This window comes from Microbulbifer variabilis (genome assembly GCF_052467165.1).
Genome location: NZ_CP174301.1, coordinates 3,706,830 through 3,721,531 on the forward strand (window position 1 = coordinate 3,706,830; position 14,702 = coordinate 3,721,531).

Sequence of the window (14,702 nt, forward strand, 5' to 3'; positions counted from 1 at the left end):
TTTACCTAATCCCTATCCTAACGCTTTTCGGCACACCCTAAAATTGTTTGAACGAACACTCGTCAGAAATTGAAACAAGGTCATCCAAATAAATCGCTCTTTGATCAACCCTTTTGTTTCACGTCTATACAGGTCAGACTCTCTTCTAAGGCAATTTTGATTAGCTTTTGCACCCAACCTACAGCCACAGAAACATCAACAGCCTGCCCAGAGGTATGGGTCATGGTCGCATTCAATTTTTCGTTTTGAGCTGGACGCCGATAACCAGAAGTAATCATCACGGGTTTGCCATAACGCTCCCTAACTCAAATTAATCGCATTAGCATTTCATCTTTAAAATGATTTTTGCACAATAGCGACAAGCTAGCTTCCGGTTTAAGGAATAGTTATTTTCGAACATTAAATCATCACAAATAAAAAAGCCCGCTTAAAGCGGACTTTATAACAACCATTAGATTTAGATTAGAGAATAAAACCCTCTCATATGAAGGAGGGGCTAAATCACTATCAAAACTTAGTTAACACGTCAGCTTTTCCGTCACCATTAAAATCTTTGATCACTAAATCTTGAATAGAAACAGAAGATGCATTAATTTTCTCCCATCCAGACTTTCCGGAGAAAGACACCAACCAGTCTGAATTGCTTACTATAAAAATATCACTAGTACCATCTCCATCAAAATCAGCAAGCTTCATTCTATCCACAGTTATTTTCGATATCCCCCATTTTATCCATGGATCCTGACCTGATAAACTTACCCACCAGTAAGTACCATCAGCCTTTAATACGTCTGCGATTCCATCACCATTAAAATCACCAATCACTGAATCTGAAAAGTCAGGCATATTTGTATTTAGCGTCTTCCACCCGGAAGTTCCAGACCAAGATACAGACCACGTCCCTTTAGAGTTATGAACAATATCAGTTATACCATCGCCATCAAAATCAGCAAAAGAAAGGCTATCCACTGTTGTAGATGAAGTACCAATTCTATTCCAGGTTCCTTTTCCTGACCAAACTACATACCATCCTTCACCACTAGCTCTGAAAACATCAGTTTTCCCATCACCATTAAAGTCACCAAATCGCAACTTATCTTTAGTAACACTCGAAGAAACCAATTTGGTTAAATCACCCTTTGCTTTTGGAGACGTAAACCAATCTGAGCCATTAGCAAGAAGTGCATCAGTCGCTCCATCGCCATCAAAGTCTCCCCAGCCAAAGTTATTAAAATCTTCATCTTCAAATCGACGCCATTCCCAATATTGATCACCAGAGTAAGAAATACTCCAATAACCTGGCACCTTTTCACCATAAACGTTAGGCTTTTCTACTCCAACTTCATCTTTTCCAACAGTTAAATTCCCTGTTACATAATGCTGTCGAACAGCAAACTCTTTATCATCATGAGAAAAAACGTTATCAAAGACCCATGCCCCCTTAATAGGTATTCCTCTAACTTTAACTGCAGTATAGTTGGGGTTATAAAAAATATTGTGGTGATATAAAAAATAATGACCAGCGTTATGATCATCACGATGATCTTTATCATCACCTCCATGAACATCAAAACTATGGCTATTAGCTCCACCTAAAACTAGGTTGTATGCCGCTTCATACTCTGTCCATTCATCTATACTACCCGCACTAGCAATATCATGACGATTATGGTGAAAAAGATTATGCCTAATAGTCATATCCTGACTAGTGTCAGTAACAACGCCATAACCAAGCCCATAAAAACGACAACCTTCTGTTCTCTCACTTCGCCGATTGTGATGTATATGATTATGATGTATGTCAATTGCTCTTGAAGAATTAATCTTGATTCCCGAAAAGGGCCAAGCAAAGAACTCGTTGTTGTCAATTTCAACAGAAGAAGATGACATTACTCGTATACCATCAGCATCTCTATTACCACAATCATCTGTTTCGATCCCCGAAAATGGCCCTTTAAATCTAAGACCTGTAATCCTGATGTCGGATCTATCACCTAAATTGAACAACCCCCTCTTACTCATTTCATCTGTAAAAAGAAGTCCTCCAAGAGCTCCATCCTGTCCTCTACCAGAAGCAAGTGTAACTCCGCTAGGAATATCTAAATCCCAGTATCCTGTTAAATCTATTTCTGCGTTATCACTGACATATACAATTTGACCAGCGGAAGCCTGAGCCAAAGCATTCTGAAGCTCTTCTCTTGTAGAAACAATATAGTTCGCCTGGTTTACAGAAACCCAACTTCCATACAATTCTCCCCCACCCTTTCTTTTCAAATCAAACTCACTTGAGTAGAGTAAGGACTGAGAAAAAACACCCCCTGAGAAAAACACAAGCACTAAAAATAAAGAAAGTTTAAACCTGGTGGCCATTTATTTATACCTTTAAAACATAGTCACTTAAAAATTAACACCAATACGCTCACAAAATTCAATATATTTTTAACATCCACCATTCAAGCCAGTTAATTCGATTTCAGTATATTTAATAACTCTCGCTTGGGACAAATTGGTACACAAATGCAAATTATCAAAACAGACAAACCAATGTTTGTACCAAATTTTACTCCAATATCATCAAGCAGACTTGATCAATATTTATAAAAGATAGGCATATTAGAAATAGACAGTCTATCAACTCACAAATCAACATATAGAATATTAAGACACAAAAAACCCAGGTGAGGGAGCTGGTTTTTTTTGTAAACAGAAAAACTGCATACTAGGGAATTTATACCTACTCAGGACAAAGCTGTCAGAATGCGACCTTAAGCTTCCCTCTGTACTCTTACACAACTTCAGAAACAGGTCCTAAAGCTCTTGCGGGTAAAGGGTCCAAACTCCTCTGCAAGCGCTTCCAAATTTTTATCCACTCCCTATCCCAACTCTTTTTGTCACATCGTAGAATTGTCCGCGTATGACCCTAGTCTATTAATCGCCCATTCGCATCACTCAACGTACACGCAATAATGCAAAATAGTGCCAACTAGCTCAATTTCTCTGAAAGGTACAGCTCTTCCCATTGGTCAAATTCACTCATCAAGTATTGTAGTAGTGCCACCCGCTCCTTGAGTCGGTTAGCTTCCGCCTTATCCGGGAACGCCTTGTCTATGGCTTTTCCGAATAGGTCGGATATAGCTAAAATCATTAATAGCTCCACACCGTAGGGCGCGAATGCTTACCAGAAATTGATCCAAGGTCATCCAAATGAATAGACCGCTCTTTGATTAGCCCTTTCTGCTTCACTCCTATACCGGTGAACCCCTCTCCTAAGGAAATTTTTATAAGCTTATGCGCCCCGCTCACAGCTACAGAAACATCAACAGCCTGGCCGGAGGCATGGGTCATGGTGGCATTTAATCTGGCGTTATGAGCTGGACAGCGGTAACCGGAATTAATAATCATTGGTTTGCCATAACGCTCTCTGACTCGAATCAAGCGTCTGAGTGTTTCATCTTTAAAATGATTTTTTCCACAGCAATGACAAGCCATTTCCCAGTTTAGGAAGTAGTCATTATTGAACATTGAGTTATTAGAAATAAAAAAGCTCGCATTAAGCAAGACTTAAGAATTTAGTTTTCCTCAGGACTTATAGAGAGAATATTTTTCTACAATAGTCAAACATTGAGGAAGTCAAAAGATCATAACAAGTCATTCACAAAACTAGTTACAACAACATACTCCAACTCCAGGAAGCACCTAATGATAGCAGTTTCGCTCGCAATGGAAGTCTAATACTGTAAAGCAAATCTTAACTAAATCGCGATGGAAAACTTGTTATCACTGGGTAATTGTTCCTACATTACCATTTCCTATCTGAACTACTACAGCGGTTTGACCAACTCCAGCTTGGTTAATTGTATGGCTATTACCAATTCCTAATTGAGTGGTAGAAGCAACACTAAGTACTGCGGATAGCTGGGTAATATCTGCATCATTCATAGAACCTATTTGAGTGATAGATGCACTAGTTTCTAAAGTTGTACTTTGATTAATGTTAGCGTCATTCATAACCCCCACTTGATTGGTCAAGGCGCTACTATCGGCAACCGAAATTTGGAAAGGTCTAGCCTCATTCATAGACCCTACTTGATTCGAACTAATAGAGCCTTCTGTACCTGACTGAGATATACCAATACTATTCATGACGCCTAATTGATTAAGCGAGATTGTATTTTCTGTACCCCCCTGGGAAATTCCGACAACATTCATTACACCTATTTGATTTATAAAATTATGAACTGATGTGATCGTACCCTGGCCAATACCAACTGCATTCATAGAACCTATTTGATTAATTGAAGTGCTACTTGCTACGACGGTATTTTGGCCGTTTCCTGCAATATTCATGGTACCTAACTGGTTGATAGTGCTACTGCTTGAAGTAACCATATTTTGAAAAACGTTAGCTTCATTCATAGCGCCGAGTTGATTGACCAGGGCCCCACTTCCAGTAACCTCGTTCTGATCAGTACCTGCCATATTCATGGAACCAAACTGGTTAACAAACGCAGTACTATCAATAGCTTCTAGTTGGCCCACTTCTCCAATATTCATTTGACCCACTTGATTCATGTAAGCAACACTTCCAGCAACCCCATTCCCTTGGCTGAGAATAGCTTCATTTGTGGAGCCCAACTGATTAATAAAAGCACTACTCGCCATCGCTCCAATTTGGGTAATACTGGCCCAATTCGTAGAACCTACTTGGTTGATTGAAGCACTGCTTTCGCTAACCGCTATTTGGCCAAGGCTAGCTCCATTCATATCTCCGAATTGATTGATCAAGGCAATACTTGCCATGACCGGACCCGATTGAGCTAGGCTAGCTTGATTCATGGATCCCAGTTGATTGATCAAAGCGATACTTTCAAAGGTAAGAATTTGAGCCAAGAAAGACACATTCATTGAGCCAACTTGGTTAGAACTCGCAAAACTGGTTTCAACATCACGCTGGCCAACAAATGCTTGGTTCGATGATCCTACTTGACCTACCAATGCAGCACTTAGAGAGACATTGCCTTGCTCTGCAAAGCCTTCATTTGATTGCCCCAGCTGCACTATTGAGATGCTACTAAGAGAGGTGTCATTAATCTGGGACGAACTAGAAAAGTTTAACTCACCATTCTGTAGATGTGTTGCTTCACTGCTATTGGTACCAGCATTTTGCGCGGCAACTGATTCATTAGAGGTACCAATTTGAGTCTGAACTATTAAGTTATTTTGGGTCGTTAGGCCTGATTGATCTGTATTGGCTAGATTGCCGCCACCAACTTGAATCAATATTGCAGTATTGTCATCTGAAATAACATTTGTACTAACTGTCATCAATGTGATTGCAGCAAATGCAATTAATGCCTTCACAAGTAGCTCCTTTACTTAATTGATACGCTCTGAGTGACCTAGGCAAGTGCTTATCCAAATTCACACTTAACAACCAAGATCATATTTGCTATAGGTTTCAATAATTGCATATTCACTTTTGTTTATTTTCATGTATCGCGGAAATCAATGGAGATTCTGACATCTGATTAGTCAATATCATGTCTACAGCTGCATGAGTTTTTAACCGCTTAAGCTTTTAGCAAAAGTTAGATAATTTCCATGAGATGAAATAGCTAAATCTCTAGGAATAAAGTTTGTAAAGTCATCTGTAAATTTTTACGACAAGGACAATATCTTATTTCCCCTTGAAAATAAAAGCGGACAGCTTGTCCAAAATGAAGCCAAGTACAGAGTTCACCGAGAGATGAAAATAAAGCCCCAGAAACGAAAAAACCCGGCTAAAGTAGCCGGGTTACTTTTCAACAGAGACAAAGAATTAAAACTGAATACTAATTTTGGCCACTTAAGTTAGCACCGATAAAAATAGTTACTTAACCACTCCACTCTCAATTCATATAGACAGAGGTGATGGAATTATAGGTAACCCCCACTAGATCCACACATTCACCAGAAATTATATTTACCTTTCTTCCTGTCGCTTTAGCAGTCAGAATCATGGAATACATTTCTTTAGCTATATCACTTTCGCTGAATAACAATATCGGAACATCTGTATTAGTGCATGTCGTACCGCTCATGGTTACGCCGTAAACAAGAAGTCTACTCATTCCACTACCATTTATAAGTTGAATATTATTATCAGATATATCCACAAACCCACTACTCGCAGCAGCGACTTCAAGAGAGAACAAAAAACCAAATACGACTAATGCTAATTTTTTCATCCAAAGCTCAATCAATAATTAACAAGATACTATTTTTAAGGATATCATCGACCGATCTAATATTTCTTAAATACAGTCATAGACAGAAGGCCCTCATTCATCCATGACCCATGATCGGGATATAAAAAACCCGGCTGGGAAGGCCGGGTTTCCTGCAAAGCAGAAAAACTGCATGCTAGGGAATTTATACCCCCTCAGGACAAAGCTGTCAACAAGCGGCTTTAAGCTGCCCTCTGTACTCCTGCACAACCTCAGAAACAGGCCCTAAAGCTCTTGCGGGTAATGGGTCCAAACGCCGCTGCAAACGTTTCCAAATTTTTACCCACTCCCTATCCCAACGCTTTTTGTCACACCCTAAAATTGTCCGCGCTTGGCCCAGGTCTATTACTCGGCCATTTACATCACGCAGTGCACACGCATTAATACAAAATAGCGCTAGCTGACTAACCTTTTCTCGCGGGTGCGGTTCCTGCCATTTGTCGAACTCAGACATCAAGTATTGCAGTAGTGCTGCCCGCTCTTTAATTCTTGCGGCTAGAGGGGCGTAGGCGGCCATGCCCCAGCAGTAGGCCAACGGGTCATTCACTTGTAGCTTTGCAACTGCATCTTGGATTAACCCTTTCTCACAGACATCCATGATGCGGTTGCCACTGTCCCTGGCCCCAGGGGTTTCTTTCGCGCTGACTCTTGGAGCATCCACTCAGTAAATAACCTGATTGGCCCTCCCCTGCACCTCTCCGCGAATTACAACCTTACGCCCTCTCCCAGCTGATAAAACCGTACTTCGGCCGCCCATGACCTCATAATCAAATGCGGCTGTGGAGCCATCAAAGGCGTCGTGCCACGCTTGTCTAGCACTATCGAATTTCATGTCATGCCCCCCAAGCAATTATCAAACAACAAAAAACCAGCCAAGCGTCCCATCAAGCAGCCTGCGGCATGCTCTCGTAGTAATCCTGAAATCGCCTTTCGGCTGCGTGCAAATTATCTCGATGATACGTGCCGAGGTAATTTATATGCCCCTGGTTTATCCAGAATTGGGTAACCACCGTATTCGCGAACACGACTTCCACGAGGTGGGCGGACTTGGTGCGGAATACGGCTAGGGGGCTGCTGGGGTTGGTTGTGGAAATCCGTTTGATGGCTTCTGGAATGGTGACTTTGCACATGGTGAACTCTCCTTGGTGATTGGGTTTTACCAGTTGGTATCTGTTGCAATTTCTACTGCGCTGAGACTTCGTGTTCGCTGTTGCCCTGACCCCCGGGGTTGCGGAGTGATGTATTTCTCGCGTTTTAGCCAGTTGCGCCAGGTGGCGAGCCAATCGAGTTTTACGCCGCGCTGACCGGGTTGGGATATCCAGTAATCGCGGAAGCTTTCGGCAATGTCGTGGATTCGGGGGATCAGGTCTGGGCGGAGGCGCTGGGCTTCGGTGCGGAATTTATCTGTGAGAACCCAGTTTCCAGGCAAGCGTGTGCCGCGTTGGGGGTTGGCGCGTTTTGGAACTGTGCCTCTCTCTACTGGTTTCATACTGGTTCTATAGAGAAGGACGTGTTGTCATTTATATCGGTGAAATCATTGCATCGGTTTACGTGTAAAAAGAGATCATAATTGGTTCTGCGCTCGTTGGATTTTTCGGCGCTCAAGTAGCCCAGTTCTTCCAGCTCTTCGATGGCATTGATCACTGAACGTTTCGTGCATTGCGCAACGTCGGCCAGGTACGCATTGCCCGTGTCACACTGCCCGGTATCACTGTTATGGCAATCGGCCAACGCGATTAAAACCAGCTTTGCTGTTGGTGTTCTAGTCCTGCGTTTAATGGCCCATGCCGCAGCTTCAAAGCTCACCACCCACCTCCTGTATAGATTTCCATATAGCGCACCGAATTACCGCCCTACTCCACAAGCAGCAGAATCACCATGTCGCAACAGAGGGATTTGAAAATGGTTGATCTTCAGGTTTTACCAGCAAACTTATGCCCAGTTAGCTTGCTCACTGGATTTCAACACTTACTTGGTCGTCCAAAGGACCAAATACATCAGGGCGTAGGCGAGCACGGGTAACAACCAGCTGGGTAGCCAGCTCGATTTTTTTACAGAGTTTCGGAGGTATCGCCCTCTTACCGGTGCCGGCAGTGGACCTGGTGAGCTAGGTATCAAGGAGGAAAGCAATGTTACGCAAGGACCACGAACCCAAGGAAGAATTCCACTGATTAGCTGGGCGCAGGCGGGAGCATTTTGTGAAGCCGTAGACCTACTAGAGCCAGGGGAAGCCGAAGCTTGGCTGCCCTACCCCGCTGCTCACTCAAACCGCGCTTTCGCATTACGAGTAAATAGCGATAGCATGACTAGCCCCTACGCAGGCCAGCGCTCTTATCCAGAAGGGACAATCATTTTTGTCGACCCCGACAAACCTCTGACCAATGGCTGCCGAGTTATCGCCAAAATAAATGGTGAGGTCACCTTCAAAGGCTATACAGAAGATATGGGCCATATTTATCTACTCCCCATCAATCCAATCCGCTCCCCGATGGAAGTTACAGGCAAAGATATATCGTTTTGTGGCGTAATTATTGGCTCCTACACCCCTGTAGTAGGACACAAAAAAGCCCGCAGTAGCGGGCTTTTTTGAATGCTGAGAATCACAACAGAATCTTTTTGACCATCTCAACTTCAATAACACCGCGAGAAACACAGTTCAAAGTAAGATCTCGAGCCGGCTTCCCCGGTAAGTATTCGCCCTGAATATTTGAGCGAACAATCACATCCCTATCATCAACAACCACATTAAAGGCGACTTCTGTCTTGGTGTAATTATCCTCTAAATAATCTCTGCCCTCGTTTGCACCACACCGGCGTGAGCTTCCTGTTTTTTAGGGATGTAGAGATATAACCCGCCTCTAAATCAGAGGACAAAATCTGAAACCCATCCCGTAACAAAGCTTGCCTCACCTTACTCAATACTTCTTGCTTTGTTGAAAGGTGCTCTAAAGCAAAGTACTCACTAATAATCGCTGGCGTCTCATTCGTTGCAATACAACCACCAAGGCCAGCCACTAGCAGAACTACTACTACTGCATGTCTTAGTTTTTTCATTCTTATCCTCCGTGATAAGCGCTCACTGAGCATATCAAGGAGAGGAGCTTTTAAAAAATTAACTTTCGGCTACTGTGGTTGTTAACCAAGGACAGGGCATCAAAATGCACACAGCCAGCAATCTAAGGCCATTGGCGCCACGCCAAGCTGAAGCGCTTACACATCGCGCCCGCGGCCTCTCCAACAAAGAGACTGCCGAAGCTATGCGGTGCTCTGTAGCCAATGTCACTAACCTGCTGGCGGAATGCTTTTACAAGCTGCATGCCCGCAATAGCACTGAAGCGGTGGCCAAGGCGGTAAAGCACGGATTAACTCAGTTCGCTCTGATCGCCTCAGTTCTCAGCGGTATTGGTAAGGGTACACAAGAGCAATTACGCACCCGTATCCAACGCCGCCCCACTATTCGAACACTCCGCATCTGCAATAACCGCGAGGGAATCGTATGACCGCCAAAGTCTATGTACTCCCAACAGCCCTAACTCAACGCGATATAACACACCCCAGTGGTTATACCAGGCCAATCGTTGCCTCAAGCCATAAAGACCACCACACACAGCCAAAACCTGCGTTGGCTCGACCTCCGCAGGGTGATGATTGGCCTCCGTTTGGAGGTGATGCGGCATGAGTAGTTTCAGCCCAATACAGAGTGTGGAAACCCTACTCACCGTAGCCAACGGCTACTCCGGCGCTAGCGCAATAGCTGCACAGGTATTGCTTTCGGCCTGGAACAGTAATGATTTTACGGTCCCCGTTGCCGAACTCGCTCTACTGGATGGGGATAACGATCAGCACGCACTCAACTTAATTACAGGTAAAGACCCCCAAAACGTCATTGCGCATGGCGAGAAAAAGTTTCGCACCCTTTGCGTCGAGTGGTCTCACCTTGAAACCCAAAGGAAGGGAGCAGCGTGAACCAGGCCCAGCAGCTCCCAAGAATACGCTGCCCTCTCTGTGGAAAACTCGCAGAGCCAGTATTTAACGGGAAGCTGTTATTACGCGGCTGGGCTTGCCAGCTCTGCAAGCACTGGGAGCCGGCAATAGGCCGGTTCAAGAAAGTGGTAGGCACAGGCCATGAATGAATTCTCCCAGCTGTTGCAAATCACCCAAGACCTGATGGCCACAATAGAAACCCAGCAGTTACAAATAAACGGCATGCGCGAGCAGATAGCCGCGCACTCTGAAGCTACCCAAGGTCAGCCCCCAAAACAAACTGTGAATAACCAGGAGGCAGTGTGAAAAAGGAAAAACTATTCGCAATCACTTTATCGGCCAAGTCCAACAAAGTGTATCACTGTAAATTTATACAAAATTAGAGTTTTTGGCCGAAGCTAATTACCAGTTAGAAGTCGCTTAGCCTGTTTACCCCCAAAGGAATTGGCGGACTTAATATGAACTTAAATTTCAGGCACAAAAAAACCCGCTGCTTGAGCGGGTTTTTTGTCGTTGATTTACAACGATAATTTGGTGGAGCTAAGCGGGATCGAACCGCTGACCTCAACACTGCCAGTCTTCCGCACACAAAAATGTAACGCTATGATTTTATTAGAAAAATACTGGTTTCAATACTCAATGTCTAGCCCGCCAAACACAAGATACATTTTGACGACAGGGAAAACAGGCTTATTCGCACTCAAGTTGCCACCTTCGGCAAATATCCCACCCAGTCGTATAGACTGGCGATGTCATCTTCCATTTCTTCCGGATACCCCCCAGGAAAAGAGTCCCCAGGCAAAAGTTTAGATGATTTCTGAAAATAGTTTAATTACCAATTTCGGCTGGAAGGTGTTTGATATGCTTCTTAGCTGCTGAACGATTCCCAAACATTGTTTCTTTTGTAATACCAAAGCATTAAAGGTATCTCTATTGCAGCATATGTGAATAACGTAAACCAAAACCAGTTCAGCTTAAAAAACAAGGCATTAAATTCTTGCCCTGAATTCCAGAACAAGGTGCCAGCTATTATTATCGATATGCCTGATGCAAAAATATCACTAATTGCTAGTTTATTTCCATCTGCCCCTGCTAACTTAGGATAAATCATGAAATATGCAATAAGCACGATGACTAGATTTAGTAGGATGACGATTAGTTCTGGTTCTTTCATGATTCGATTTTCTTTTTCTAGCTAATGCCGCCATAAACAGATGCCGGAGCAGCGCGGAGGTAGTCCAGTGGAGGCCACGTACTTTGTGGCCAGAGTGAATCTAATGGCTTTGTATGGATTTGCCGGAGACACCATACTTTGAGTACTACTGACATTAGGCTAAAAATTAATCTTCCCATCTTTACCCAAAACTAAATCATCAAGCAACTGATCTTTTAATGATTGATTCTTTCGCTCTTTATCAATATTTCGTTGTTCCAACATTCTAGCCCGAGGTGTTTTGCCTAGATCCTGTGCAGCCTCACTGTTTTTAGGAGTGTTTATATATGAATCATCAGACCAAAGATCAGCATGGAGAAGATCCTCTTGGCTTGCACAACCTACCCCACAAACAACCATAAAAAAGGCCATTATAAAAATAACTTTATTACTCATAATCCTCAAAAATCTACTCGATTCATAATCGCTTTGCTAAACGGCAGCCAGAACGCTGTGTCGACTGTCCGGTGGAGTTAGAATTTGACGAGTTTTAGCTACCACTTGAGACATGCTTTCTCCCCGTCATTCCTCAGAATCTCTTCCACCAATAAGTTGATCAATTGATTATGTGCATCGGCCCAATTCGGGTTATTTGTTGTTTCAATTATCTTAACTAGATTGCTCTTTATCCTGCTCAGAAAATCACTATCCATATTTTTCATTTTCGAGTTAAGAATAACAGCTCGTAGGTTTTCAGCTAAGTATTCCAAGTATTCCACATCACCAACCTGACCAAATATTTTTGAATATAAAAAATAACGATCAATATATTCATTTTTACAAAAGAGAATTGGATCTGCCAGCATATACAAGTGAAAATCTGACCACATCCATATCTTTTCACTGAATTCCTTTGATTCCTGTTCATTAAATTGATTTAGAACATACTCAATATAAGGAGCGTGACCATTCTCCCACGTACCACAATCATCATCTTTGTGCTCAGAGATATATTCTCCCAATGAGAACACAGGACCTTCAGATACCATTTCGTAATTACCTAGAGAGCTCTAACGCCGTGATATGCGACAGACCACGCGTAGCGTGGGCTGTCCGGTGGAGGCCCGCAGGGCCGGAACGAACATCATCATCTTGTTATACCTGACTTACGTTTATATAGTATTGCTTAGCCGTGAGCACAAAATTGTCTTTCTGTTCAATAGCATCAACACGTTCATCGTACGGATCCAATGATAAAGTAATTCTATCATTTTGACTCAAAGCTTTTATGTGAGATACGCAAACACCTGAGTAATCATCGCAAAAGTCGGCCTCCAAAACATTGAGTAACTGAAGTTCAATTATCTCTTCATCAAAGCGAATAAACTTCATATTAACTGAGTTGCCTTGTTTCAAAAGCTCAGAGTAATACTCATATTCTATCGAGAGAGAAACTAGTATCGAATCCCTTAATGCTATTTCTATTTCACGTACTCTCTTCATCTAAACCGCCAAGAGGTATAACGCCGCGCTAATGGGCGCCGTTTTTTGGCGTCCCAGCAGGCGAAGCCTGCGAATTGAGCGCCTTGTTAAATTTTTTGTACAGGTAATAGCAGGTAACTGCTGAAACTATACCTGACACAATGTAATACAAACCAACTATTGAGAACATTAGCCATTTCCCCGACAGCATAGATATCACCAGGCCACCACCCGCAGCTCCAGCAATAACCACAATTGGCAATGAAAATAGTCGGCTCTTGATTAGGACAATACCCAGCAGGTAGGCAACTATCACGATGGTTGGCATCATTACCATAAACAATATTGGCATCCATAAAAATACGGAGCTGAAATTGTAATAATGAGTAACAACACCATCAGGTGTAATCGTTTTTCCATAGCCTGAAAAAAAAGCCATTACAACAGTGCTCACAATTGCTGAAATTAGCACCGATTTCAAGAGAACTCTGTGATTAATGTGAATATGGCTCATAGAAATTTAACGCCAAGCGAAGAGGCGAAATGCGCAGCACTTTGTCCCGCTTGCATGCCTTGTTAAATTTAGGGTAGGCACTCTAGCCAAACCCGTTCATTTGGATGGTGCTCTGCAATCGTGGCTAGTGCTTCATCTAACGCGCTATCATCGCTAGGATCTATTGCATAGTTGAAGTTAGTCAGGTCGATATCGCTTGATCGTAGCGAATCTATCTCCTGCTCATTCAGCACGCCATCGCCCACCCATACTGGATACAGCGCCGATCTAATTATTGGCTCTAATTCTGTGTAGCCATTTCTTGTAACTGCGAATATAACCATGATGAAATTTAATGGCTACAACAGGGGCGGCTGGAGCGCAGCGTAGGCCGTTCCGCGAAGGGCCAAAGGCCCGTAGCAACCTGATTGTAATTGTTATGTACGTTGCTCAATATCAACTTCACATTCTGGGCCCTTACCAAGCTTACCCGCAAAAACGTACACTATGCCTTTCTTGAAAGTTTGGATGAACTCGTGCTCCGCTTTTTGATGAAGCCCCCCCCTTCGTAGATAGCAAGAAACCACTACCTTATGTTCTCCAGGATCAATGGAAATATTTTTTGTACTATTGAAAAAATCCGATACCTTCTCACCATCAATTGCTTCAATCCGTGTATTGGCTTGGGTTTCTAGCGGAATAAATGACTTTCCCCAAGCATCATTTTGGGCAACCAAGACCGCTTTATTTAAATTCGGTTGATACATCTCTGGAGTCGTAGCACATGCCGCTAGAAATACTGTTAACAATATTACTCTTCTCATTACTAGGGCCTCACCAACTTATCGATTACACATAACGTCGTGCTCTGGGGAAAACCTGAGCGTAGCGTAGGTTTGTCCCTAGCAGCACTTTGTTAGGAGCTCCACACATCACTGAGCCCTGAACATTGAATTGCAGCTTTTTTCTAGTGGATCAACATTATTCCTCACGAGCTCGATTTTTTCTCGCATATTTCTCTTATACTCTTCATGGCTTACCTCCCCCACTATATAAACCCACTTCTCCCAGTCTTCGTTTGAGACTGGCGATCTGTTAATCTCTTTCCAGAACATCTCATTGGCCCCAATCTCGTCTGAGGCTAAAAGTTCGAGAATATCTATTACATTTCCTTCCGTGAGAAATCTAAAAGCTGCGTCCACAATAAAATCAGCAGTCGGTGTTTCCTGGCGGAGCTCTTCATCATATAGCTTTTTAAAATTTTCAAATTCTTGACCCATCGAGACTCCTAACGCCGCCGGCAGGGGCCGAAAAACCAGAGCGA

23 protein-coding genes and 1 pseudogene are annotated in these 14,702 nt (G+C 43.1%); 4 read left to right on the top strand and 20 right to left on the bottom strand.

What is annotated here, in order from left to right:
• Nucleotides 1-104: 104 nt before the first annotated feature.
• From ACJJIP_RS16425 to ACJJIP_RS16475, 11 genes and pseudogenes are all read right to left on the bottom strand, one after another.
• Nucleotides 105-293: pseudogene (locus ACJJIP_RS16425) on the bottom strand (D-Ala-D-Ala carboxypeptidase family metallohydrolase); the annotation flags it as partial.
• A gap of 214 nt (nucleotides 294-507) precedes the next feature.
• The gene (locus ACJJIP_RS16430; RefSeq protein WP_444945611.1) at nucleotides 508-2,370 is read right to left on the bottom strand and encodes an FG-GAP repeat domain-containing protein; all 1,863 of its coding nucleotides are present in this window, start codon (nucleotides 2,368-2,370) and stop codon (nucleotides 508-510) included.
• 613 nt (nucleotides 2,371-2,983) lie between these two features.
• A complete protein-coding gene (locus ACJJIP_RS16435; RefSeq protein ID WP_020411168.1) occupies nucleotides 2,984-3,145 on the bottom strand; it encodes a hypothetical protein in 162 nt (53 codons plus the stop codon).
• Nucleotides 3,145-3,522, bottom strand: a complete 378-nt coding sequence (locus ACJJIP_RS16440; protein ID WP_083922651.1) for a D-Ala-D-Ala carboxypeptidase family metallohydrolase — start codon at nucleotides 3,520-3,522, stop codon at nucleotides 3,145-3,147. Before ACJJIP_RS16440 ends, ACJJIP_RS16435 begins: the two co-directional genes overlap by 1 nt.
• A 255-nt stretch (nucleotides 3,523-3,777) precedes the next feature.
• On the bottom strand, nucleotides 3,778-5,361 hold the full coding sequence (locus ACJJIP_RS16445) for a hypothetical protein (RefSeq protein WP_444945612.1): 1,584 nt from the start codon (nucleotides 5,359-5,361) through the stop codon (nucleotides 3,778-3,780).
• Nucleotides 5,362-5,888: 527 nt separating this feature from the next.
• Nucleotides 5,889-6,227 (bottom strand): hypothetical protein, encoded by a 339-nt coding sequence (locus tag ACJJIP_RS16450; RefSeq protein WP_444945613.1) that lies wholly within the window; start codon nucleotides 6,225-6,227, stop codon nucleotides 5,889-5,891.
• 208 nt (nucleotides 6,228-6,435) lie between these two features.
• Entirely contained in the window at nucleotides 6,436-6,927 is a 492-nt protein-coding gene (locus tag ACJJIP_RS16455) for a hypothetical protein (RefSeq protein WP_444945614.1), read from the bottom strand.
• On the bottom strand, nucleotides 6,928-7,098 hold the full coding sequence (locus tag ACJJIP_RS16460; protein ID WP_353377232.1) for a hypothetical protein: 171 nt from the start codon (nucleotides 7,096-7,098) through the stop codon (nucleotides 6,928-6,930).
• A 324-nt stretch (nucleotides 7,099-7,422) separates the two neighbouring features.
• Nucleotides 7,423-7,755: a hypothetical protein gene (locus ACJJIP_RS16465; RefSeq protein ID WP_444945615.1), complete on the bottom strand. Its 333-nt coding sequence runs from the start codon at nucleotides 7,753-7,755 to the stop codon at nucleotides 7,423-7,425.
• Entirely contained in the window at nucleotides 7,752-8,072 is a 321-nt protein-coding gene (locus ACJJIP_RS16470; RefSeq protein WP_353377234.1) for a helix-turn-helix domain-containing protein, read from the bottom strand. The genes ACJJIP_RS16465 and ACJJIP_RS16470 overlap by 4 nt, the downstream gene beginning before the upstream one ends.
• A gap of 145 nt (nucleotides 8,073-8,217) precedes the next feature.
• Nucleotides 8,218-8,337, bottom strand: coding sequence for a hypothetical protein (locus ACJJIP_RS16475; protein WP_444946934.1), 120 nt, complete (start codon nucleotides 8,335-8,337; stop codon nucleotides 8,218-8,220).
• Nucleotides 8,338-8,436: 99 nt separating this feature from the next.
• On the opposite strand from ACJJIP_RS16475, the gene ACJJIP_RS16480 reads away from it, so the two are divergent.
• Nucleotides 8,437-8,856 (top strand): LexA family protein, encoded by a 420-nt coding sequence (locus ACJJIP_RS16480; protein WP_353377241.1) that lies wholly within the window; start codon nucleotides 8,437-8,439, stop codon nucleotides 8,854-8,856.
• A gap of 182 nt (nucleotides 8,857-9,038) precedes the next feature.
• On the opposite strand, the gene ACJJIP_RS16485 is transcribed toward ACJJIP_RS16480, so the two are convergent.
• Entirely contained in the window at nucleotides 9,039-9,320 is a 282-nt protein-coding gene (locus ACJJIP_RS16485; RefSeq protein ID WP_444945616.1) for a hypothetical protein, read from the bottom strand.
• 104 nt (nucleotides 9,321-9,424) lie between these two features.
• On the opposite strand from ACJJIP_RS16485, the gene ACJJIP_RS16490 reads away from it, so the two are divergent.
• The 3 genes from ACJJIP_RS16490 (at nucleotide 9,425) to ACJJIP_RS16500 (ending at nucleotide 10,556) form a co-directional block, all read left to right on the top strand.
• The gene (locus ACJJIP_RS16490) at nucleotides 9,425-9,766 is read left to right on the top strand and encodes a response regulator transcription factor (RefSeq protein WP_444945617.1); all 342 of its coding nucleotides are present in this window, start codon (nucleotides 9,425-9,427) and stop codon (nucleotides 9,764-9,766) included.
• Between the two features lie 175 nt (nucleotides 9,767-9,941).
• Nucleotides 9,942-10,232 carry a DUF7673 family protein gene (locus tag ACJJIP_RS16495; RefSeq protein ID WP_444945618.1) on the top strand — a complete coding sequence of 97 codons (291 nt, stop codon included), beginning with the start codon at nucleotides 9,942-9,944 and terminating at the stop codon, nucleotides 10,230-10,232.
• A gap of 159 nt (nucleotides 10,233-10,391) precedes the next feature.
• Complete coding sequence (locus tag ACJJIP_RS16500) at nucleotides 10,392-10,556, top strand: hypothetical protein (protein ID WP_444945619.1); 165 nt, start codon at nucleotides 10,392-10,394, stop codon at nucleotides 10,554-10,556.
• Nucleotides 10,557-11,118: 562 nt separating this feature from the next.
• On the opposite strand, the gene ACJJIP_RS16505 is transcribed toward ACJJIP_RS16500, so the two are convergent.
• The 8 genes from ACJJIP_RS16505 to ACJJIP_RS16540 all read right to left on the bottom strand — a co-directional run bounded on the left by ACJJIP_RS16505 (nucleotide 11,119) and on the right by ACJJIP_RS16540 (nucleotide 14,658).
• A complete protein-coding gene (locus ACJJIP_RS16505) occupies nucleotides 11,119-11,424 on the bottom strand; it encodes a hypothetical protein (protein ID WP_444945620.1) in 306 nt (101 codons plus the stop codon).
• 159 nt (nucleotides 11,425-11,583) lie between these two features.
• Complete coding sequence (locus tag ACJJIP_RS16510; protein WP_444945621.1) at nucleotides 11,584-11,859, bottom strand: hypothetical protein; 276 nt, start codon at nucleotides 11,857-11,859, stop codon at nucleotides 11,584-11,586.
• A gap of 98 nt (nucleotides 11,860-11,957) precedes the next feature.
• Nucleotides 11,958-12,452, bottom strand: coding sequence for a hypothetical protein (locus ACJJIP_RS16515; protein WP_444945622.1), 495 nt, complete (start codon nucleotides 12,450-12,452; stop codon nucleotides 11,958-11,960).
• A 106-nt stretch (nucleotides 12,453-12,558) separates the two neighbouring features.
• Nucleotides 12,559-12,906 carry a hypothetical protein gene (locus ACJJIP_RS16520; RefSeq protein ID WP_444945623.1) on the bottom strand — a complete coding sequence of 116 codons (348 nt, stop codon included), beginning with the start codon at nucleotides 12,904-12,906 and terminating at the stop codon, nucleotides 12,559-12,561.
• Nucleotides 12,907-12,934: 28 nt separating this feature from the next.
• The gene (locus tag ACJJIP_RS16525) at nucleotides 12,935-13,399 is read right to left on the bottom strand and encodes a hypothetical protein (protein WP_444945624.1); all 465 of its coding nucleotides are present in this window, start codon (nucleotides 13,397-13,399) and stop codon (nucleotides 12,935-12,937) included.
• A gap of 68 nt (nucleotides 13,400-13,467) precedes the next feature.
• On the bottom strand, nucleotides 13,468-13,632 hold the full coding sequence (locus ACJJIP_RS16530; protein WP_444945625.1) for a hypothetical protein: 165 nt from the start codon (nucleotides 13,630-13,632) through the stop codon (nucleotides 13,468-13,470).
• A gap of 183 nt (nucleotides 13,633-13,815) precedes the next feature.
• Nucleotides 13,816-14,202 carry a hypothetical protein gene (locus ACJJIP_RS16535; RefSeq protein ID WP_444945626.1) on the bottom strand — a complete coding sequence of 129 codons (387 nt, stop codon included), beginning with the start codon at nucleotides 14,200-14,202 and terminating at the stop codon, nucleotides 13,816-13,818.
• Between the two features lie 108 nt (nucleotides 14,203-14,310).
• Nucleotides 14,311-14,658 (bottom strand): hypothetical protein, encoded by a 348-nt coding sequence (locus ACJJIP_RS16540; protein WP_444945627.1) that lies wholly within the window; start codon nucleotides 14,656-14,658, stop codon nucleotides 14,311-14,313.
• Nucleotides 14,659-14,702: the final 44 nt, after the last annotated feature.